The organism is Pseudoalteromonas shioyasakiensis (genome assembly GCF_024518675.1).
GTDB classification, from domain to species: Bacteria; Pseudomonadota; Gammaproteobacteria; order Enterobacterales; family Alteromonadaceae; genus Pseudoalteromonas; species Pseudoalteromonas shioyasakiensis_B.
The window spans coordinates 169,903-191,391 of the sequence record NZ_JANIGL010000003.1 but is presented as its reverse complement, the minus strand read 5'-3'; the positions used below and the strand labels follow the sequence as shown (position 1 = coordinate 191,391).

At 40.1% G+C, this 21,489-nt stretch carries 15 protein-coding genes; 5 read left to right on the top strand and 10 right to left on the bottom strand.

What is annotated here, in order from left to right:
* Positions 1 to 22: 22 nt before the first annotated feature.
* Complete coding sequence (gene ilvN / locus NQT69_RS10305) at positions 23 to 520, bottom strand: acetolactate synthase small subunit (RefSeq protein WP_256827590.1); 498 nt, start codon at positions 518 to 520, stop codon at positions 23 to 25.
* Positions 520 to 2,244, bottom strand: a complete 1,725-nt coding sequence (locus tag NQT69_RS10300) for an acetolactate synthase 3 large subunit (RefSeq protein WP_256827589.1) — start codon at positions 2,242 to 2,244, stop codon at positions 520 to 522. The genes ilvN and NQT69_RS10300 overlap by 1 nt, the downstream gene beginning before the upstream one ends.
* A 490-nt stretch (positions 2,245 to 2,734) precedes the next feature.
* Between NQT69_RS10300 and NQT69_RS10295 the strand changes: the two genes are divergently transcribed.
* Complete coding sequence (locus NQT69_RS10295; protein ID WP_256827588.1) at positions 2,735 to 5,728, top strand: immune inhibitor A domain-containing protein; 2,994 nt, start codon at positions 2,735 to 2,737, stop codon at positions 5,726 to 5,728.
* Between the two features lie 59 nt (positions 5,729 to 5,787).
* On the opposite strand, the gene NQT69_RS10290 is transcribed toward NQT69_RS10295, so the two are convergent.
* The 6 genes from NQT69_RS10290 to NQT69_RS10265 form a co-directional block, all read right to left on the bottom strand.
* On the bottom strand, positions 5,788 to 6,795 hold the full coding sequence (locus tag NQT69_RS10290) for an isocitrate dehydrogenase (RefSeq protein WP_256827587.1): 1,008 nt from the start codon (positions 6,793 to 6,795) through the stop codon (positions 5,788 to 5,790).
* A gap of 180 nt (positions 6,796 to 6,975) precedes the next feature.
* Positions 6,976 to 8,670, bottom strand: a complete 1,695-nt coding sequence (locus NQT69_RS10285; protein WP_256827586.1) for a hypothetical protein — start codon at positions 8,668 to 8,670, stop codon at positions 6,976 to 6,978.
* Between the two features lie 3 nt (positions 8,671 to 8,673).
* Entirely contained in the window at positions 8,674 to 9,057 is a 384-nt protein-coding gene (locus tag NQT69_RS10280) for a DUF3192 domain-containing protein (RefSeq protein ID WP_256827585.1), read from the bottom strand.
* 108 nt (positions 9,058 to 9,165) lie between these two features.
* A complete protein-coding gene (gene xni / locus NQT69_RS10275; RefSeq protein ID WP_256827584.1) occupies positions 9,166 to 9,939 on the bottom strand; it encodes a flap endonuclease Xni in 774 nt (257 codons plus the stop codon).
* 9 nt (positions 9,940 to 9,948) lie between these two features.
* Positions 9,949 to 11,292 carry a nucleotide 5'-monophosphate nucleosidase PpnN gene (gene ppnN / locus NQT69_RS10270; protein ID WP_256827583.1) on the bottom strand — a complete coding sequence of 448 codons (1,344 nt, stop codon included), beginning with the start codon at positions 11,290 to 11,292 and terminating at the stop codon, positions 9,949 to 9,951.
* Positions 11,293 to 11,338: 46 nt separating this feature from the next.
* The gene (locus NQT69_RS10265) at positions 11,339 to 12,874 is read right to left on the bottom strand and encodes a diguanylate cyclase (protein ID WP_256827582.1); all 1,536 of its coding nucleotides are present in this window, start codon (positions 12,872 to 12,874) and stop codon (positions 11,339 to 11,341) included.
* 209 nt (positions 12,875 to 13,083) lie between these two features.
* On the opposite strand from NQT69_RS10265, the gene NQT69_RS10260 reads away from it, so the two are divergent.
* Positions 13,084 to 14,868 carry a M61 family metallopeptidase gene (locus NQT69_RS10260; protein ID WP_256827581.1) on the top strand — a complete coding sequence of 595 codons (1,785 nt, stop codon included), beginning with the start codon at positions 13,084 to 13,086 and terminating at the stop codon, positions 14,866 to 14,868.
* A 26-nt stretch (positions 14,869 to 14,894) separates the two neighbouring features.
* Here the strand turns inward: NQT69_RS10260 and NQT69_RS10255 are convergent, their stop codons facing one another.
* A complete protein-coding gene (locus NQT69_RS10255; protein ID WP_256827580.1) occupies positions 14,895 to 15,692 on the bottom strand; it encodes a glycosyltransferase family 25 protein in 798 nt (265 codons plus the stop codon).
* Between the two features lie 212 nt (positions 15,693 to 15,904).
* Here NQT69_RS10255 and NQT69_RS10250 point away from each other — a divergent pair, with 212 nt between their 5' ends.
* Positions 15,905 to 18,064 (top strand): S46 family peptidase, encoded by a 2,160-nt coding sequence (locus tag NQT69_RS10250; protein WP_256827579.1) that lies wholly within the window; start codon positions 15,905 to 15,907, stop codon positions 18,062 to 18,064.
* A 44-nt stretch (positions 18,065 to 18,108) separates the two neighbouring features.
* Here NQT69_RS10250 and NQT69_RS10245 read toward each other — a convergent pair whose 3' ends face one another.
* On the bottom strand, positions 18,109 to 19,068 hold the full coding sequence (locus tag NQT69_RS10245) for a LysR family transcriptional regulator (RefSeq protein ID WP_256827578.1): 960 nt from the start codon (positions 19,066 to 19,068) through the stop codon (positions 18,109 to 18,111).
* A gap of 136 nt (positions 19,069 to 19,204) precedes the next feature.
* Between NQT69_RS10245 and NQT69_RS10240 the strand changes: the two genes are divergently transcribed.
* Positions 19,205 to 20,023 carry a DUF4437 domain-containing protein gene (locus tag NQT69_RS10240; protein WP_256827577.1) on the top strand — a complete coding sequence of 273 codons (819 nt, stop codon included), beginning with the start codon at positions 19,205 to 19,207 and terminating at the stop codon, positions 20,021 to 20,023.
* A 147-nt stretch (positions 20,024 to 20,170) separates the two neighbouring features.
* Complete coding sequence (locus NQT69_RS10235; protein WP_256827576.1) at positions 20,171 to 21,442, top strand: O-acetylhomoserine aminocarboxypropyltransferase/cysteine synthase family protein; 1,272 nt, start codon at positions 20,171 to 20,173, stop codon at positions 21,440 to 21,442.
* Positions 21,443 to 21,489: the final 47 nt, after the last annotated feature.

Genomic DNA, 21,489 nt, shown 5'->3' with positions numbered 1-21,489 from the left:
TTTTTGTGCCTGCTATAAACGTTTAGGCTTTCAATGCTTTATCGCCCCGGCCAATCCCTACTGCACCAGAACGCACCACTTCAATAATATCTGTCTCATGGCGTAAGGTATCTAAAAACGACTCTATTTTATCGGTGCTGCTAACAAGTTGTAAGGTATAACTATTACGACCCATATCAAGTATTGCGCCTTGAAAAACATCAACAACACGAGTAACAGCAGCGCGTTTCGCTTCATCTTGGGCAAAGACTTTAACCAGCAACAACTCACGCTCAATATGCGCCATTTCAGTTAAATCGATAATTTTGAGTACATCAACGAGTTTATTAACTTGTTTTGTGATCTGCTCAACAATTCTATCATCTCCCATGGTGGTAATGGTTATGCGCGATAATGAATGATCGTCTGTAGTGCCAACTGTTAAGCTGTCAATGTTATAAGCACGCTGTGAGAACAGGCCAACAATTCGTGACAATGAACCTGGCTCATTTTCTAGTAAAATTGATAATATACGACGCATTATGCTTTAACTCCTTTACGTAACCACATTTCATCTACAGCACCTAGCTTGATTTGCATTGGGTAAACATGTTCTTTTTCATCAACACAGATATCTAAAAATACTAATCTATCATTGATAGCCATGGCTTTATCAATCGCAGGTTGAAGTTCTTCAATAGTGTCTACTCGGATACCAACATGGCCATAGCTTTCAACTAACTTCACGAAATCCGGTAGCGATTCCATATATGATGACGAGTGGCGCCCGTTGTACATCATATCTTGCCATTGGCGTACCATACCAAGAGAGCGGTTATTCAGTGATACCACTTTTACGGCAAGGTTATACTGTAAGCAGGTTGAAAGCTCTTGGATGTTCATTTGTATTGAGCCATCTCCGGTAACACATATTGACTCTTTATTAGGAAACGCTAATTTAACCCCCATAGCTGCAGGTAGGCCAAAGCCCATCGTGCCCAAACCTCCTGAGTTGATCCATTGTCGAGGGTTTTTAAATGGGTAATACTGGGCCGCAAACATTTGATGTTGACCAACATCAGAGCTAACGTATGCATCACCATTAGTGGCGTGGTAGATGGCCTCAATGACAGCTTGTGGCTTAATTTTGTCACCTTCTGTGCTGTAGCTTAGGCATTTCTGCTCGCGCCAGCTGATTATTTGTCGCCACCAATCTTCTTGGGCACTACGGTCAATCTTAATCGGGCTGTTATCAATGGCTGTTTGTAATTGTTCAAGCACGGTCGCCAAGCAGCCTACCACTGGGATATGTGCCTTAATAGTTTTTGAAATCGAGGTTGGGTCAACATCAACATGAACAATGGTTGCGTTAGGACAGAATTTTTTTACGTTATTTGTAACACGATCATCAAAACGAGCTCCTAATGCCAAAATAACATCAGCGTTTGCCATGGCTTTGTTTGCCTCTAGGCTACCGTGCATGCCTAGCATACCGATAAAGTTAGGATGCACCCCTGAAATTCCGCCTAACCCCATTAATGTATTTGTAATGGGAGCATTTAGAGATTCAACTAAATGAGTAAGCTGTTCTGAGGTATTAGAAATAACAATCCCACCGCCAGAATAGATGACTAGTTTTTTAGCTTCTAATATAGCCGTAACTGCTTTACGTATTTGTTTTGAATGGCCTTTTGTATTTGGGCTGTATGTGCGAAGCTCAGTGGTAGCAGGGAATTTAAAATCATATTTGAGCGCAGGGTTCAGCATATCTTTAGGCAACTCAACTACAACGGGACCTGGGCGACCTGTACTAGCAATATAGAAGGCTTTGGCCATGATCGAAGGGATTTCTTCAGCACTACGACAGTTAAAACTGTGCTTAACAATAGGCCGAGAACACCCAACAATATCGGTTTCTTGGAATGCATCATCACCAATTAAACTGGTTGGTACTTGGCCTGATAGCACCACCATAGGAATCGAGTCCATGTAGGCGGTTGCAATACCAGTGATACAGTTTGTTGCTCCAGGACCTGAGGTTGCCAAAACCACACCAACTTCGCCTGTAACGCGGGCATAGCCATCTGCCATATGTGTGGCTGCTTGTTCATGGCGAACCAGAATATGTTCGACTTCATCTTGTTGAAACAGGGCATCGTATAAGTCTAAAACGGATCCTCCTGGATAACCAAAGATATACTTTACCTTCAATTCTTTTAATGCCTGAACAACAAGTTCAGATCCATTATATTGTTGTGTACTCATCCTCAATCCTCTGCGTGCCTTATACCTTTTGTGATAAATAGGGTATTTTTTAATTTAAATGCATAAAAAAACCCCCGTTTATGGCGGGGGTTTTTAAAAAGCGAATTCACCTTTCAATACATCCCCGCTGGGCTTAGGACTAAGACCAGTACGAGTACGTTAAAAAGGCGAATTTGATATTTCATTTTATATGTCTTTTCATTTGTTTGCGCTAGTAACTGAACTACGTCAATATTAACTAAATCGTCACTTACTTTAATAGGTTATTTTTAAGTCTTTTACTACTTAAAGTCAACAGTTAGCTGCTTTATTTTGCATGAATATTTCTCTTTTTATCATTTTTCATTTTATTTGTAATGAAATGAATTTTAAATTGCGATAAAAAAGCAGAAGTTATGCATTTTTAGTGTCCTTGGTAATTATGCCCAATAGGGTCGTTAACATTTCTTTGTTATGATAAAGCTAATAAGATCGTGAACTAGGTTTTACTGTGAAATTTATTAGGTTAAGTGCCAGCATTTTATTTTTGTTATCTACCACTGCAGTCAAAGCGCAATTACATCAATATAGCCCGACGGATATCGGTGTGGTTAACAAAGAGCGGATCCTCTATTGGCTTGATAAACGAGATGACTTAGCTGGCTATGAAAACAAAAGTGCAGCTGTAACCCACTTTATCGGTAAAGCCACGGCGATTCACGCTGTAAAGTATGTAAAAAAGCAAGGCGCTGTCACTTCTAAGATTAAAAATGCACAGTCCGCACATAGCGCCTCATTACTGCCTACAAATACAAAAACAACAGTGAAAGTATTGGCTATTTTAGTTGATTTCCCCGATTTACCTCATAACGATAATGGTTTACAAGCCGATGATACCGCTATGTATTATGCTGACTATGATGTACAACATTATCAGCAAATGCTGTTCTCCATATCGGGTTATGAAGGACCTAGCGGTCAAACTTTAAATAGTGCCTATCAATATTACCAACAAGCATCAGGTAATAGTTTAGACTTTACAGGTCAAGTATATGGCTGGGTGCGTGCGGATAAAAACGCTAAAGCTTATGGTGAACGACAAGGAGATGATAAGGACATTGATGCGCCCAGTTTAGTCAAAGAAGCTGTAGAGAAGGCCATAACCCAGTTTAATATTGATTTGACGGACTATGACTTGACGGATCTTGATGATGTTGATGGTGATGGTATCACTAATGAACCTAATGGCATTATTGATCATGTGATGATTTTTCATTCTAGTGTTGGTGAAGAAGCGGGTGGTGGATTATTAGGCACTGATGCTATTTGGTCGCATCGTTACTATGTGTACAATGAGCAGTTTCAAGCAACTGATTTACCAAATAGCCCGGTTGATTTATTTGGCTATACCATTAATCCCATAGATGCTGGAATTGGGGTTGTCGTGCATGAGTTTGGTCATGATCTAGGCTTGCCTGATGAATATGATTTAACAAATTCAGATATAGGTGAGCCTGTTGCTTCCTGGTCGGTCATGTCGAGTGGGAGTTGGGCGGGCGTGCCTAGAGGCTCTGAGCCGGTGATGTTTAGCCCCTATGCGCTCGAGTATTTGCAAAATAGATATAGTGGCAATTGGGTTAATCAACGCACGTTTACACTGGATGAAATTAACGAAGTAAATAATCTAGTTGTATATCATGCCAGCGCCACAGGTGAGGAGTTGAATCAAGTAAAAGTGATTTTACCTGCTAAATTAAAAACCTTTAATACCCCAGTTGAAGGAGCCTTTCAATATTATTCAGGTAGAGGGAATAGCCTCGATAATACGATGACGCAAGAAATCACTATTCCTAGTTCGCAGGATGAGACACTATTAACACTTAAAGCCCATTACAGCATTGAAAGTGATTATGACTATGTGCAAATCACAGTGAATGGACAAGCAATCGCTTCTCAATATACTCATGATACTAATCCTTTTCACAGCCAAGTGGTCAATTTTATTAGCGGTGATTCGGCTACTTCCCCTGAATCCCAACAGCCACACAATTATTTACAGCATATATTTGATTTAACTGAGTTTGCTGGGCAAACCATTAACCTTGGTTTTCGCTATGTAACAGATAGCTTTGTTGAATATTATGGCTTTGTAGTTGATGATATGAAAATCAGCCAAGGTAATACAGTTATTTGGCAAGATAATGCTGAGCTACAATCACAATTTACCTTACAAGGATTTAGCCGTGTTGGTGCTTATGTTTACGGTAGCCCTCAGCATTACTATTTACAACAACGTAGTTATGAAGGTGTGGATAGTGGCTTACAAAGTGAGCAATACTCTCCAGGTTTACTGCTTTGGTTAGCAAATTTAGGCTATGAGAATAATAATACTTCAGCGCACCCTGGGGAGGGCTTAATTTTAGTGATAGATGCTGATCAAAATGCAATAGCTAAAGGAACAAGCCAAACCCCAGCAAGTACAGAAATTCAAATTCGCGATGCGGCATTTAGTGTGTATGACCAGCGCCAAGGGCTGGGTGATAGTCACTTAACGGCGAACAGTGAATTTAACGACGCAACTGACTACAGTTTTGTGCAACAACCTGAGTCAGGGGTTAAACTCGAGCCATTTGGTCTGAGTTTTTCTATTGCTGATCAAGCGTCTGATAACTCACGCGTTGAAGTTGACCTAAATTACAATGCTCAAGCTGGTATTACTTATACTGTAAACAACTTAACAGTGACGTTTGAAGTTAAGGGAATGGAGTTGAGCCCCACAGATAGTTTTAACTGGCAGTTTGGTAATGACGAGCAAAGTCATGAGCTAAACCCAACCATGACTTTTCCTGATTACGGCAGCTATGATATTACATTTAGTCGTACTACTGAGTTTGGCGAAACCACCACCGAACAAACAACGATTAGCCTGAGCGAGCCTCTTAAATTAGCGGATATTGAGAGTCAGATTACGCAAGGAAAGATAAACGCAACTGTGGCCGTGAGTGGTGGGCATGCGCCCTATTCGTATACATGGGACTTTGGCGATGGTAATACTTCGAGCAGTATTGTAGCCTCACACAGTTACCAGTTCAGTGGCAATTACTCATTATCTGTTACTGTAATTGATAGCCAGCAAACGGCGTTGACACAGAGAAAAAATATATCAGTGGAGGTGCCATTAAGCTCGCGAGGTGAGTACACTGCAAATGATCTAACCGTTATATTTAAAAGTGATACGCTAGGTGGTTACGGCAGTTACAGCTTTCTATGGGATTTTGGTGACGGTGACACGGCAAATACAGCAAATCCGACTCATACTTATCAGCAAGCTGGTAGCTATACAGTTACGTTAACAGTCACTGATGATGAAACCGCGCATGAGACAGAGTTTACCTTGTTGGTAACAGTGCAAAAACAGGTTGCAAGCTCGGGGTCAAGTGGAGGTTCATTTGGCTGGATATTACTTGGCTCATTAGGCTTGTTATTGAGAAGAAAAGAACGCTAAATTAGCAATAAAAAAGCCAGTTAAAACTGGCTTTTTTATATTCAAAACAATGTTTTAAATTATAGACGGTCAATCACAGCTTGAGTGAAATCAGTGGTGCCGTGGCTGCCACCTAAATCGCGTGTTGTACGGTCACCTGTTTTGATAACGTCAGCAACAGCGCTTCGAATACGCTCGGCTGTATCAGCCATTTCTAAATGCTCGAGCATTTGGATTGAGGCTAGGATAACAGAAGTTGGGTTCGCAAGGTTTTTACCTGCGATATCAGGTGCACTACCGTGAACAGCTTCAAAGATAGCGGCATCTTCACCTATGTTAGCACCCGGAGCCATACCTAAGCCACCAACAAGTCCGGCACATAAGTCAGATAAAATATCACCAAATAAGTTTGTAGTGACAATAACGTCAAACTCTTCTGGGCTCATTACTAATTTCATACACGTTGCATCAACAATCATTTCTGTTGATTCAATTTCAGGATAACGTTCTGCAACTTCGCGAGCAACTTTCAGGAATAAACCTGAAGTAGATTTTAGTATGTTTGCTTTATGTACTGCGGTTACTTTTTTACGGCCTTCACGTACTGCAAGATCATAAGCAAATGTTAATATTTTTTCTGCGCCCTCGCGCGTGATCATTGACATGGCTTGAGCTTCATTACCGTCTTCTGACACGACTTGACCAAGACCTGAGTACATACCTTGGGTGTTTTCACGAACAGTTATGATGTCTATATCTTCATATCGTGCTTTGGTGCCAACAAACGACTTAACTGGGCGTACATTAGCATATAAACCAAATTGCTTACGTAACGTCACGTTAATTGAAGTAAAACCTTCACCTACAGGCGTTGTTAAAGGGCCTTTAAGTGTGATTTTATTACGCGCAATGGTTTCAATAGTCTCTTGTGGTAATAACTCACCGGTTTTTTCTAACGCGGCTAGACCAGCATCAACGAATTCATAATCAAAATCGCATCCTGCGGCTTGTAAGATCTCAAGAGCTGAGTCAATAATACTTGGACCGATGCCGTCGCCTTTGATCACTGTGATGGTTTGTTTAGCCATGAAGTTTTCCTATTAAAGTTAGAAATGCACATAAATAATTCGCAAAGAGTTATGCGATTGCTTGTTAGATTTATTTACATGAATGAATATGAAAATTTAAGCGGCTTTTATAGCAATTTATTCAAAATATTTCCACTAAAATCCGCTAAATTAGGCAATATGTCTAATAATATGGCGGGATCAGACGCTAGATGACAGATTTAAGTCAGGCAAGTGAGAATAAAAATTCGTGCTACTGTCCCAGCCTAGGGTTTTAATAACCTGGTCGAGGGTTTGTTCCTGCCAGCTGCTTATTGGCATATTCGGCTGGTATACTTTTAACACAACTAATTTAACTGCGACCCATAACTGTGACTCATAACTTAGCTTTTGTTTCTTTAGCTGTTCGGCATCAAGTAAAGGTTGTGTCCATGGGTTATCTGCCACCAAACTTAAAACAGAGTTGGTTAATTGCTCTTTGTTATGATTTGGCACGCCAAACAACCATGCCAAAGGTGGGCTGATATCGCTTTTGGCTTCATCTTCACTTAACGTTTTACGGCTTAAAGCATTGCTGGTATGTTCAAATAGATAGTTTACATAGGCGTAAACAGGCAATGTCAGCTGCTCAAATTGCAGCTTACTTTGTTTGCTGAGTAATAAAGCAATAACCTTGATCAGTGCTGCAAGACGAGTTTGAATATGTTGCTTTAATGGATGGTGTTGGAGCTGTACAAGCTGTTGAAAAAGCACGCCTTGTATAATAGCTGGTGCATTATTAAGCCCCACCATAGATAAGCAATGACGTAAGTCTTTTGCTGCTAAGTGTTCTTTATTATAAGGTCTTACTGCTTGTGTTAAATTGTTTATAGTGGTTTCTTGATTGCTTAATAGCCCGGCTAAGGCACGGTAAGAATATTCTTTTTGGATTTTTAATTGGCTAATCAACAATAAAATGTGCTGTTGTTTTTCGTTACTCTTAATGATAGGCGCGGCCAAGTGTTCATTAAACCAAAGTCCGTAGATCAAGCGCTTATCATGTGATAGCCGTTGTCGCTCTTGGCAATTCATTTTTCCACTAACTGCATGCCAGCGCACTCTTTTGTCATCAGCAAGACTTGCTAACAGCAGTTTATTGTTCGCTGTTGTGCCAACATAAATGAACTGCTGATCAGCGTATGTTGCGATGCTGCCAGGCAGGTAAGGACCAATTTCTGTGATTAGGGATTTTAACGCGTGTTGAGCAAAACTATTTGGGGTGCGAATATAAATATCAGAAACAGCTTTAAACAGTGTGATGTGATCATTAGCGTCACGGTAGGTGATATTCATCGCAATGATATTGGCCAAGGCGACAAGCGTTGTGGCACCATCATAAATCATAATTTTTGGCGTACTTAATAAAGCTTGTTTATATTTATTCAGCGCGGCTAAAATTCGTGCTATGTGTGGTGTAGCCACCTTTGCTGATTGTAATAACTTAATCGCAAGCTGATGGCGTGCTTGCCATTGTCTCTTTTGTTGCTGATTTAAGGCCTGTTGTTTAGCTAACTTATTGGTTTGTACCTGTACGCACAAATAATTAGTGAGACTTACTGCAATGAGCTGTTGAGAAACTTGAGCATTGTAATTTAGACTTTTACAAAATGCGGCTACCACACAAGACTGGCTAACCACTAAATTCGTTGTATAGCCATAGCGGGCAACATAGACAGTTAATTGTGCTTGCAGTGCGTTTGGGTTGGTTTGATAAAGCAAGTAAAACTGCTCAGCTAACTGGTTTAATAATGGGTAACAATAAGCCCACTGTGCTTTATCGTGGTACAAACCTAATAACTGATGGGTTTTTTGATACAGGGTGATAAGTTGCTCAGCGCTAGGGTTTTGCATTGACATAAGTTAGCCTTGGCGCATATACGTTTCATGTGCACTGGGACCCCAGAGGATTAACTGACCATTTTTAAATAGCAGGCCGGTGCATTCATCCATTGTGGTAATACCGTCAGATTTCACATGCTGAGTGCGATAAAAAATCACCTGCCATACATCCTCATCAACACGCTTGGCATAAGTGAGATCTGGACTGCCTAAATCATCAAGCACATTATTTAAGGTTGTTGGCTTTTCTATACTTAGCTTTGCAATGAAGCGTTTATTAAACGCTTCTCTGTCTTGCCAGATCATAGCTTGCGGATCATCTTTATAAAAGGTAATCACTAAAGTGGCTATTAGGGCATACACTCCTAAGCCTAGTATGAGATAACGGAAAACCTTTTTAAACATTATTCTCTCTTAAAGTCGACGCAGCCATGCCACAAAGTTGGTGATTTTAATTTTAAATACTGAGTAACATTATACCCTTAGCAATGAATAACAGCTATGTTAATGCGATTAATTGAGTCTTAATTGCTTTAAACTAAATCCTAAGTGGATATCGGTGCGTAGGGTTACAAGCTGCTTTGATATGACAAACATTTGCATACCCAGCTCTAACTTCTTACGAATAGCAGCAGAGAGTGCCTCATCTTCAAGGGCGAGAGCAATATCTCGATGTTTACTTACTATTTCTTGAGCGCTCTTAGTGCCGATACCTTTAACACCAGGTATATCATTGGTTTTGTCTCCTGCTAATGCCCAAAAATCAATTAACTGATGTTGTGCCACATTAAAGCGAGTCACTATGTCTTGGTTTAGGATATATTCTTTTTTAAAATAGTCATAAACCTGAATGTTATCGCTTAACGCTGGTAAAAACCCCTTATCAGTCGATACTATAGTACTAGAAACATGGTGCTGTGAAGCTTTATGAGCTAATGTTGCAATAATATCATCGGCTTCATCATTACTAGGGGTAAACACCACAATACCTGTTTCTTCTATTGCTTGGCGAAATTTAGCCAAGTTTTCTTTTAGGGTTTGCGGCATTGGTGCACGACTATTCTTATATTCAGGGTAAAAGTGATAACGCCAACTTTTATCACCATCAAATACCGCAATTGCATGTGTTGCTGAGGTTGCACGGATCAACTTTTGGCAAGCCTGTGCAACACGTTGGCAGCAGGTCATTATCATTTGTTGTTCACTGCCTTTATTTTGATTACTATCAACAGCATAGATGCGCCTAATTAAATTAAGCGCATCTATTAAAAGTAATTGTCCTGACACAACTGTCCTTTACGCTTTTATTTCATAACAGGGGATATATTTGCTACCCGGTAACTTCATGCGGCCTTGCTCGACAAACGCTTGAAGAAGTTTATCCATATTTTCCATCAGTTTGGGTTCGCCACTGAGTATAAATCGGCCCTGCCTTTTTATAGCTTGAATGCCTTCGTCTTTCACATTCCCGGCCACGATACCAGAAAATGCGCGGCGTAAGTTGGCAGCTAAAATTTGTTTTGGTTGATCCAAATGTAAATCTAAGCTTGCCATGTTTTCATGAGTTGGGGCAAAAGGCTGTTGGAAGTCGTGATCTATTTTCAGGGTCCAATTAAAGTAATACGCATCACCTTGGCTCTTGCGATAATCACGTACATTGGCCATTGCAGATTTCAACTTAACGGCCACTAATTGTGGATCATCAATAATAACTTCAAATTTTGTCAGTGCTTCTTTACCTAATGTTAGCTCAACGAATTTACACAGTTCAGTAAAATAACTTTCGCTTTCTTTAGGGCCCGTCAGGATAACTGGCAACGATTGTTTTTGGTTATCTGGGTGCAATAAAATCCCTAGTAGATAAAGCAGCTCTTCTGCTGTGCCAGCGCCGCCAGGGAATATAATAATTGCATGGGCTGTACGAATGAATGCTTCTAAGCGCTTTTCAATATCAGGCAGTATGACTAATTCATTGACAATAGGATTGGGTGGCTCTGCGGCAATAATACTTGGCTCTGTTAAGCCTAAATAACGGTTATTTGTATTACGTTGTTTGGCATGGCCAATTGTTGCGCCTTTCATGGGCCCTTTCATGGCGCCAGGACCACAACCTGTACAAATATTTAAACCGCGTAAACCTAATTCATAGCCCACTTGTTTAGTGTATTTATATTCTACCTCATTTATCGAGTGTCCCCCCCAACATACAATCATACTGGGATCACTATTGACTTGCAGTGCACCTGCGTTTCGCAGCATGTCAAAAACCATGTGGGTAATTGCTTTTTGTTCGGTTAAATCTTTTTCATACTTTTGACAAATAAATAAGATATCGCGGATCACAGAGAAAATGTGTTCGTGGATCCCCGTGATAATCTCGCCATCAACAAAGGCTATTTCAGGTGGGTTTTCTAATTCAATTTTAATTCCGCGTTCGCGGCTTAATAAGCGAATATCAAAATCTTCGTATTTATTATAAATTTCAGAACTTGAATCTGTATGACTGCCAACATTTAAAACGGCCAGCGCGCAATTTCTAAATAGCTTATAGCGCTCACTCGCGGAAGATTGCTCTAATAAATCGACTTCTAATTGCGACAGTAAATCTAACACACCTGTCGGGTTTAACTGTATTAACATAGGCATATTCCTTGCTGTACTTGCATTAATGGCTTGTCAGTCGTGATTATTTATTAATACATAACTTATCACGACCTGTGTTTTTGGCTTTGTATAGTGCGTCATCTGCACGGTCAAATGCAACTAAAGGTGTGTCACCTTTCTTAAACTGAGTTGCGCCAATAGAAATGGTAATTTCAACACTTTTGTTTTTAAATTTAAATGGAATGCCTTTAACCGCTTTGCGCAGTTTCTCAAGGGGGGCTGCAGCGTGCTCTAATGCCATGCCAGGCATTAGTAACACAAATTCTTCACCGCCATAGCGAGCAATAAAGTCAGATTTACGAATCGACATTTGCAATGCTTTAGCAATCACTTGTAAGGTTTTATCGCCTGCACTGTGACCGTACTTATCATTAATAGATTTAAAGTGGTCCACATCGATAACAACAAGAGTGACATCAAATTCTTGAACAGCAAACAAATGAAATTCATGGTTGAATCTTTCATCAAATGCTGCGCGATTAGGCAATTTTGTTAAACCATCAAGGAGACTTTTAAAGCGTTGTTCATGGAGTCGTTTTTTATATTTCGTGAGTTTACTTTCTAAGTTACCGACACGTTGGTTAATATCTTTAAAGCTTTTTATTAGGGCTTGTCTGTCTTCTTGCTCTAGTCGTTCTTTTTCAATTAAGTCTTCACTGAGAGACTTAAGTTCATCATCAACCAGTGCTTTTAAAGAGGCAATCGAGGTCGCGTTTTGTGTCTGTGTGGTTAGATTCTTAATTTTACCTTCGATACGCTTATTTAATGTCTCAAACTCAACCCCCATGGATTCAGAATGTGAGCTTGTAGCTACAATAGAATGATGCAGTTCTTCTAGGGTTTGATTTAAAGAAACTAAAAAGCTTTGCGCGGATTGGCGCTCTTTAGAAATATTACTCGCAACTATACGAATAATTTCGATGGCAGCAGTGAGTAAGTCATCAATAGAGTCATTTTCAGAAATTCTATTTTTAATCGCCTTAACTTGCTCAGCAGCTTCATCTTCAAATACTAAATCATTAGCAAGGGTTAATAACTCCTTTGCTAAGCCTGGTTGGCTTGTGCCAGGCTGATCTTTACATAAAGTGAGCTTTACATTGAGTGCTTGATGATAAATTGCAACAAGTTGATTTAAAATAGGGATAAAGTCGTTGGTTGCTTGAACATTATTTAATTCATGATCTAGCAGGTGGCGTAAGGTTCTGCGAGTATCATCAGGCAACCCTTTGGTTTTCTGTAGTAATTTACCTGCCTCTAATACACTATCATGTAATTCACGCTGTTGCGCTGTTTGCTGCACTTCTTGGTTTTTTAATATATTAAGTATTTCATCAATTAACGGGGCAAAATTTTCGAAATCAACGCCTTTTGCAAGTGCACGCCTAAATTTTGCTAAGCGGTTATCGAGCTCAATGTCCATACCTTTACAACTAAGTGAAAGTTTGGCTGCAAAATTACAAAGCGTATCTACTTGTTGCTTTCGGGCATTTTCAAGCACCATTCTGGTATCAATAGCCTGTTTCAGTTTTTTATTTAAAACGTCGAGCTTTTCTGACACTAAGAGTTACCGCCATTGATTGAATCTTCTATATCATTAAGTTTACAACAAAATTGGCACAAATGTAGTTACCAAGTCAAAAACTTAGCATTTGATGTTGATTTTTATTCATCGACCTTGTGAGAGCTGGACTTTATCGCTTTTAATTCACATTTTTTTCTATCATTGTTAGTCTCAGCAGTAATAAATTATAAATATTAAGAGTTTTTATGAAAAAGTTTTTAGCTTTATCTGTTGCCGCTGCGTTGTCGCATTCCGCCATGGCCGATGTTAATTATTCATTGTCCATCACTGAGCCTGCACATCACCTAGGTAATGTCAGCGTAGAGTTCCCTGAAACGGCACAAGCACATTTAGACGTAAAGTTACCAGCATGGCGCACAGGTCGTTATGAAATTTTAAATTTAGCGAATGGAGTACGTTTCTTTGAGGCTAAAGACGACGATGGTAAAGCACTTAAATGGGAAAAAATAAACGCCAGCACATGGCGTGTACACCTTAATGAACCATCCGAAGTTAATATTGATTATCAAATCTATGCTAATGAGCTGGGGAAACGTTCTCGTCATATTGATGATAGCCATGCGTTTATTGATGCATCAGGCTTTTTTATGTTCAGCGAATCATTTCGTCAAGAGCCAGTTACCGTTAAGGTTGATGTTCCAAAAGGTTGGCGTTCAGTTTCTGGCATGGCAAACAACGGTTCAAAGCATAGTTTTAAAGCCGCAGATTATGATGTACTGGTCGATTCGCCAATCGAAACAGGTATTAACCAACTTCATAAATTTGTGGTTGATGGTCGAGATTACGAGCTAGTCATTTGGGGTGAAGGTAATTACGATGTTGAACTAATGCTTAAAGACTTAAAAAAGCTGGTAACAACAGGCAATGTTATTTGGGATGACTACCCATATGAGCGTTATGTATTTATGGTGCATGCAACATCTGGGGCAGGGGGAGCCACTGAACATTTAAATTCCACGATTATTCAGCGCCCACGAAATCGTTTTGGTTCACGTGAAGATTACCTTGCGTTTATTAGTACCGCAGCTCATGAATTTATTCATACTTGGAATGTAAAAGCGTACCGACCCGAAGGGCTTGTACCTTATGACTACACTAATATGAACTTTGATAAATTGCTATGGATTGCAGAAGGTTCAACGAGTTACTTTGAAGATCATTTGATGGTACGTGCTGGGATTTCAACTACCGACGAATTTTTTAAAACTTTAACTAAAACAGTTAATCGTCACTTGCAAACCCCTGGACGTGAAGTACAAAGTGCAACAGAAACGAGCTTTGATAAGTGGATTAATCAAGGCGGCGATCATGGGCGTAATTACAGTACTAATATCTACTTAGAAGGCGCGTTAATTTCTATGGCCCTTGATATAGACTTGCTTGATAAGAGTAATGGTCAGCAAAGTTATCGAGACGTGCACCGTGACCTTTATAAAGATTACAAAATGCCACATGGTTTCACCGCAGCGAATGTTAAGGCTATTTTAAAAGACTTAACGGGGCGAGACTACAGTGATTGGTGGGCCATGAATGTCGATAGTCCGGCAGCGATAGATTTTGATGCCCTATTAGCAAAAGTAGGGTTAGAGCTTGCTCGCCCTAAAGGTGCAAAGTCTGTGGCTAGCATTGACAGTTTTGCTAAAAATACTGGTGAGCTACTTACACTTACTCATGTTCGTCGTGGTGGCGCTGCGTGGCAGGCTGGTTTAACTACCGATGATAAGGTTGTCGCGATAAATAAAAAACATGTTGGAAAAGACTTAACAGCAACGTTAGAGGCATTCGAAGCCGGTGACAAAGTAACGATTGATTTTATTCGTCGCGATGCCTTACAAAGTACGACTCTAGTGCTCAGTGAAGACTTTGATAAAGCCAAAAAGGTTAAAGCGTTAGAAAACGCCAATGAGCAGCAAATGGCGCTATTTAAAGCATGGATGGGCGTTGAACACCCAAACCGAGCTAATAAATAACGACTGATCGCTTTGTTTTAGGTGTGTTATGAGTAAAAAGGGGCTGTGGCTCCTTTTTTACTTTTAGGTGTGTGAAAAGTTCGCTTCGCATTTTTAATAAATGCAGCCGTAGCAAAGTGATTGTTTATAGCACTGGTGAATTGCTGAGCTTTGCGTGCGAAAAATGATTTTTTAATATCGGCCGCACTACGTGCTTTAATATCACTAACTTGTTCACAGTTTTGAGCAAACGGATAAGGCATTAACGAATAGCCTGCAACCTGAGTTTCCCAAATATGCTGTAAATCACAATCAACAGGGCGGCCAAACTTTTCAGTCGCTGCTAGTAATTGTTTGGCTCCGTCATAACTTATTGCGGTAGCGCAACAGCCAGTCATCAACTTTTTATGGATCACTAAATACTGCTGATGTCGTAAAGGCGCTTGGTAGGCAATTGGACGTGTTCGGTTTTGATAAGCAGAGAGTTTTATCATTTGCCAATCAGGCTGTAACTGTTCAATATTGCTAATGGTATCGGTCAGACTTTCTTCTAAAATAAAGTCATCTTCTAGCACAATAGCGTAATCAAGCTGCCTATCTACGATAGTTTGCCACGCTTTACGGTGACTTAAATAACAACCGATTTGTCCTACGCTGAGTGGGTAGTGGTATTTTTCCTTATTGAGGCGTGCACTATAATGGCTGTTTATCTGTGCGGGCGTAAGTGTTGCCCCATCAACAGCGTCGATACGCTCAAAACAAAGCCCATGTGAAGCTAATTGTTGCTGGCTGGTCGCTAATCGCTCAGGTGAGCGTTCAAGGTTGATTACAAAAATAGTAGGCATCGTTGGCTGCTTTTTTCTTAATAATTATTAAATTTTAGCTATTAATGATGACAATTTGATTGCAGCATTTGCTGTTAAGTTAAAAGCGCAGCATGTGCGAAGTGTTTATATATTTTGTTACATTATAGCGCTTAGTTTAGTCGCAGAAATATTGACCCTTATAACTATTCACGCGTAACCTAGTTTAGAAACAATAAAAAGGATAAAATTTCATGCGTTTAAAACCTCTTATTGCACTGTGTGCTTTGGCATTTACTGGCACATCGTTTGCTGATGAAGGCATGTGGCAACCACATCAACTACCAGAGCTTGAATCTGTATTAAAAGCGAAAGGACTTGAGATAGATGCAAAGTCAATTTCTAAGTTAACAGAGTTCCCAATGAATGCGGTGATAAGCCTAGGAGGCTGTACAGCCTCTTTCGTATCACCAAAAGGTTTAGTGGTGACAAACCACCATTGTGCTTATGGCTCAATTCAATATAACTCTACGCCAGAAAATAATATTTTAGAGAATGGCTTTTTAGCTCAGAAGCCAGCTGATGACTTACCTGCGGCACCAGGTTCACGAGTTTATGTAACAGAAACCGTGACTAACGTTACAGATAAAGTAATTAAAGGCACTGAACAGCTCAGCGCAAAAGCACGCTATGACGCACTAGAAAAAAACGAAAAACAACTAGTGGCCGAGTGTGAAGCAGATGATAACTACCGTTGTAATGTGTATTCATTTCATGGTGGTTTAGAGTTCTACTTAATTAAATCACTTGAAATTAAAGATGTTCGTCTAGCTTATACACCCGCAATGGGAGTGGGTAAATACGGCGGTGATATTGATAACTGGATGTGGCCGCGTCACACCGGTGACTTTGCCTTTTACCGCGCCTATGTTGGTAAAGATGGAAAGCCTGCTGAGTACAGTGAAGACAATGTCCCTTATGTTCCTGATTCGTACTTAAGCGTCAGTGCGAAAGGCGTACAGGAGGGAGATTTTGTCATGGTAACGGGTTACCCAGGACGTACAAACCGTTATCGTATTGCAGCAGAGGTTGATTATGTATTCAATACTAGTTACCCCAAAGCGCGTATTCACAATAGTAAATATGTATCGTTAATCGAAGAAAACTCAGAAGATGGCAGTAAAGCTCGTATTGCTTATGAAAGCACGATTGCAGGGTATAATAACTACATTAAAAATTTCGGCTCAATGATTGAAAGCTTTAACAAAGGCACTATGTATGAGCGTAAAAAACAGTTTGAACAAGATTTAACAAATTGGATCAATAACGATCGCAAACTGAAGAAGCAATACGGCAGCGTTTTAGCAGAGCTATCGTCATTAGTTGAGCAGTCGCAGCAACATAACGAGCGTGACCGTATGTTAGGTTATGTACATCGTTCACAAATGATCAGCACGGCTCGTCGTTTATACCGCCTTGCTTATGAAAAGCAAAAGCCAAATGAAGAGCGTGAATCCGGTTATCAAGAACGTGATTTACCAAGAATCGAAGCTGGCTTAAAACGTATGACACGTCGTTTTGATGTGGCAGTTGATAAGGCAATTTTACTGCACTTTTTAGAGCTTTATGCCGCACTACCAAAACAAGAGCGCTTTGCTGAAGTTGATAAAGCATTTAGTCTACAAAATGGCTTTGATAAAACAAAGCACAGTGCATTACTAGATAAAATGTATGCGAACTCATCACTTAATGATGAAGACACACGTTTAAAATTGGCTGAGCAATCATTTTCGCAAATTAAGCAAAGTAATGATCCGTTCCTTCAATACGCCGATGCAATCTTTGCTGTTATGAAAGCACAAGAAGATAAAGATAAAGCGCTGGCAGGTAAGCTTCAAGAAGCGCGTCCACAACTAATGGCCGCAATTATTGCTTATAATAAAGCACAAAATAAACCTGTGTATGCTGATGCAAATAGCACATTACGTGTAACTTATGGCACTGTAGGTGGTTATTCACCACAAGATGGATTAGTAGCAACACCGTTTACATCACTTGAAGGTTTGTTGGCTAAAAATACTAATGTAGAGCCATTTAATGCCCCTGAAAACTTGCAAAAGCAGATCAAAGCTAAATTATATGGTGACTACACAGGTGGCATGAATACAGTACCCGTTAACTTTTTATCTAATGTAGATACCACAGGCGGTAACTCAGGCTCACCAACGCTTAATGGCAAAGCAGAGCTGGTAGGTTTACTGTTTGATGGTGTGTATGAAAGTATCATTGGCGATTGGGATTACAACCCTGCACTTAACCGTTCAATCCACGTTGATTCTCGCTATATGCTATGGGTGATGGATAAAGTAGATAACGCACAAAACTTATTAGACGAAATGAAAATCGTAAAGTAAGTTGCCAATAAATAAGGCGCATACCATTTTTGGCTGCGCCTTTTTTAATTTTGATTAGCTGTTGGCCATTCTTCTGCGCTTAAAATGTTATTGGCAATGAGCTGCTCCCTTAGTTCATTGATAGTCTGCTTCAGTTCATCACGGATCAGCCTAATCGCGGGTGAAATTAATTGTTTGCTTGGTAACACTAACCACATTTCGGTTAATGGAATACTGTGATCTGGCATCAAGCGCTTTAACCTTCCTGATAGTAAATCTTGGGCAACATCAATAGCCGATTTCTTAGCAATACCGACACCATCAACACACCACCGTCTTACAATATCACCATCGTTTACAGCTCTATCGCTATTCATTTTTACTTTGTATTTTTGGCTGTGGTGATGAAGCTCCCAGTTATCGTGAACTACTTCATATAGTTTATAAAGTAGAGCATTGTGATCAGGTAGGTCATCGGGGGTTATGGGTGCTCCATGTTTGGCAATATACTCAGGTGATGCACACAATAAATGGGGAATATTACAAATTTTGAAACCATATAAATTAAGCTCTTTTACAGCTTCCTTTGTTAATGCTCGTAACGCAACATCGACACCATCTCGGTAAAAATCTACTCGGCTATCACTGGCATGAAGACGCACAGTAATTTCACTGTATTTATGCATCAGGTTATTAAGTAGCACTCGCATTAAGTTACGGCCCATTTCAGAAGATACAGCTAAACGTACTTCACCACTGAACGATTGTTGTTCTTCGTTAATCAATACTTGACCTTGTTGAAGTAAATCTAACACTTGTTGACAAAGTGGTAAGTAACGCTCTCCCTCTGGAGTCAGGCGTAGTTGTCTGGTGGTTCGCACAAAAAGTTGCGCGCCAAGGGATTGCTCAATACGCTTTAAAGACATACTGGCAGCTGAGGAGCTCATATCTAATTTATTTGCAGCAGCAGTGATGGAGTGTAATTCAGCAACTTTAAGTAATACTTGTAAATCAGCAATCTTCATAATGTTCACTATTTTGCATATTGGCTATTATCCACGTTTGGACGAAAGTGTATTAAAGATTTGCCCATTTATCGAATTAATTTTACGGCTTAAGATAGACCTATAAACGCCATAAACACCTAACGGAGAATCTCTGATGACTCGATTACCATGCTTTATTACTTTTACATTCGTCGCTGCACTTACCTCGGCGCCAACTGCTTTTGCAAATGACTCAACAGCAAAAGTTGTTGCAGCCAGCGATATAAAATGGGGGTATCTAAATCCACTTCGTGGGGATAAGAGTCCTGGAGCTGCTGATTTATGGGGAAATCGTACAACGGATACCGCAACGGGGATGTTAGTGCGTTTTAAAAAAGGCTTTGAATCGCCTCCTCATATTCATAATATTACTTATAGAGGCGTGGTGATAGAAGGCCAGATGCATAATGATGATCCTAATGCTGACAAAATGTGGATGCCTGCTGGCTCATTTTGGACTCAGCCTGCAGGGGAAAATCATACAACGGCTGCTAATGCTAACGCTAACTTAATATACCTTGAGATTGATTCAGGTCCTTACCTAGTTAAGCCATCTAAAGAACAATTCGACAATGGTGAGCGACCGCTAAACTTGCACAAAAACAATATTGTTTGGCTCAAAGCTGATGAGCTGAAAAATATCGAGGTGGATGGTGTGCTATCAACTACCCTATGGGGCAGTGATGTAGGAATGAATGGCTCTATGATCAAACTTCCTGCAGGTTTCAAAGGGAAGGTTATCACTGATGCGAGCGAGTTTAGAGCAGTAGTTATCGCAGGCACTATTGAATATAAATCACAAACAAAACCGTTGAAATTAAGTCCTGGAAGTTACCTTGAATCTGAAGGTAAATATAGCCACTTTATTGAAAACCAGAGCGATAATGAAGCAACACTTTATATTCGTAGTAATAAAGATTACCAAGTAAAGTAATAGGGTTGCTTTGCAATACATAGACGCTTTATAACAAGAGTTATTTTGCGTTGCTGTTATTTTATTCAACACTATTTAAAATATTTCAAGTGCATTATGTGAGCAATCAATGCTAGGTTAAAGGGAAATGATTTTCAGGGAGAAATTATGAAACTTGAATCCTTAGCATTGCACCACGGGTATGAATCAGAGCCTACGACAAAATCAGCAGCGGTGCCTATTTATCACACGTCATCGTATACGTTTGACGATACACAACACGGTGCTGATTTATTTGACTTAAAAGTGGCGGGGAATATTTACACCCGTATTATGAACCCAACAAATGCGGTTCTTGAACAACGTATTGCTGCAATGGAAGGTGGAATTGGTGCGTTAGCTGTGTCATCGGGTATGGCAGCGATCACTTATGCGATTCAATGTTTATGCGAAGTAGGCACTAATATTGTTAGTACCAGTCAGGTATATGGCGGAACCTACAACTTGTTTGCTCATACTTTACCACGCCAAGGTATTGAAGCGCGTATGATTAAAGCTGATGACTTCGCCGCATTTGAACAGGCCATTGATGACAATACACGCGCAGTATTTTGTGAATCGATTGGTAATCCTGCTGGTAATATAGTTGATATTGAGCGCTTAGCACTGATAGCTCACCGTAAAGGCGTGCCATTGATTGTTGATAATACTGTGGCAACGCCTTATTTGTGCCGACCGTTTGAGCTAGGTGCAGATATCGTAGTGCACTCATTAACTAAATACATTAATGGTCATGGTACTGCAATTGGCGGGATGATAGTCGATTCAGGTAAGTTTGATTGGAAAGCAAATGCGACACGGTTTGCTATGATGAATGAGCCCGACCCGTCATACCATAATGTGGTTTATACCGAAGCATTTGCAGAAGCTGCATTTATTGGCCGTTGTCGTGTTGTGCCACTGAGAAATACTGGTGCAGCCCTTGCGCCAAAAAATGCTGCAGATATCATGATTGGCCTTGAAACATTAGGCCTACGTATGGAGCGCCATTGTGAGAATGCTCAGCAATTAGCAGAATATTTAGTCAATCATCCAAAAGTGTTATGGGTAAATTATGCTGGGCTTGAATCAAGCCCTTATAATGCTATCAGCAAAAAAATTACCAGCGGCAAAGCGTCAGGTATTTTAAGTTTTGGTATAGCTGGTGGTTTAGAAGCGGGAACCCGATTTATTGATGCACTTAATATGGTGCTACGTTTGGTTAATATTGGCGATGCTAAATCGCTAGCGTGCCACCCAGCATCAACCACACACCGTCAGTTAAATGATCAAGAGCTTGAGAAAGCAGGTGTAAGTCGTGATTTGATTCGTCTTTCTGTAGGTATTGAGAGTATCGACGATATTATTGCAGATGTAAGCCAAGCATTAGATAAAGCCTAAGCAAGTTAAGAACTGGGCACAATAAATTGTGCCCACTTTTTATAACT

Bases quoted from the DNA above. Each gene is read 5' to 3' on its own strand.
- NQT69_RS10245 (WP_256827578.1), bottom strand. From the start codon at position 19,068: ATGAAGATTGCTGATTTACAAGTATTACTTAAAGTTGCTGAATTACAC.
- NQT69_RS10250 (WP_256827579.1), top strand. From the start codon at position 15,905: ATGCGTTTAAAACCTCTTATTGCACTGTGTGCTTTGGCATTTACTGGC.
- ilvN (WP_256827590.1), bottom strand. From the start codon at position 520: ATGCGTCGTATATTATCAATTTTACTAGAAAATGAGCCAGGTTCATTG.
- NQT69_RS10285 (WP_256827586.1), bottom strand. From the start codon at position 8,670: ATGTCAATGCAAAACCCTAGCGCTGAGCAACTTATCACCCTGTATCAA.
- NQT69_RS10300 (WP_256827589.1), bottom strand. From the start codon at position 2,244: ATGAGTACACAACAATATAATGGATCTGAACTTGTTGTTCAGGCATTA.
- NQT69_RS10255 (WP_256827580.1), bottom strand. From the start codon at position 15,692: ATGCCTACTATTTTTGTAATCAACCTTGAACGCTCACCTGAGCGATTA.
- NQT69_RS10290 (WP_256827587.1), bottom strand. From the start codon at position 6,795: ATGGCTAAACAAACCATCACAGTGATCAAAGGCGACGGCATCGGTCCA.
- ppnN (WP_256827583.1), bottom strand. From the start codon at position 11,292: ATGTTAATACAGTTAAACCCGACAGGTGTGTTAGATTTACTGTCGCAA.
- NQT69_RS10280 (WP_256827585.1), bottom strand. From the start codon at position 9,057: ATGTTTAAAAAGGTTTTCCGTTATCTCATACTAGGCTTAGGAGTGTAT.
- NQT69_RS10240 (WP_256827577.1), top strand. From the start codon at position 19,205: ATGACTCGATTACCATGCTTTATTACTTTTACATTCGTCGCTGCACTT.
- NQT69_RS10235 (WP_256827576.1), top strand. From the start codon at position 20,171: ATGAAACTTGAATCCTTAGCATTGCACCACGGGTATGAATCAGAGCCT.
- NQT69_RS10260 (WP_256827581.1), top strand. From the start codon at position 13,084: ATGAAAAAGTTTTTAGCTTTATCTGTTGCCGCTGCGTTGTCGCATTCC.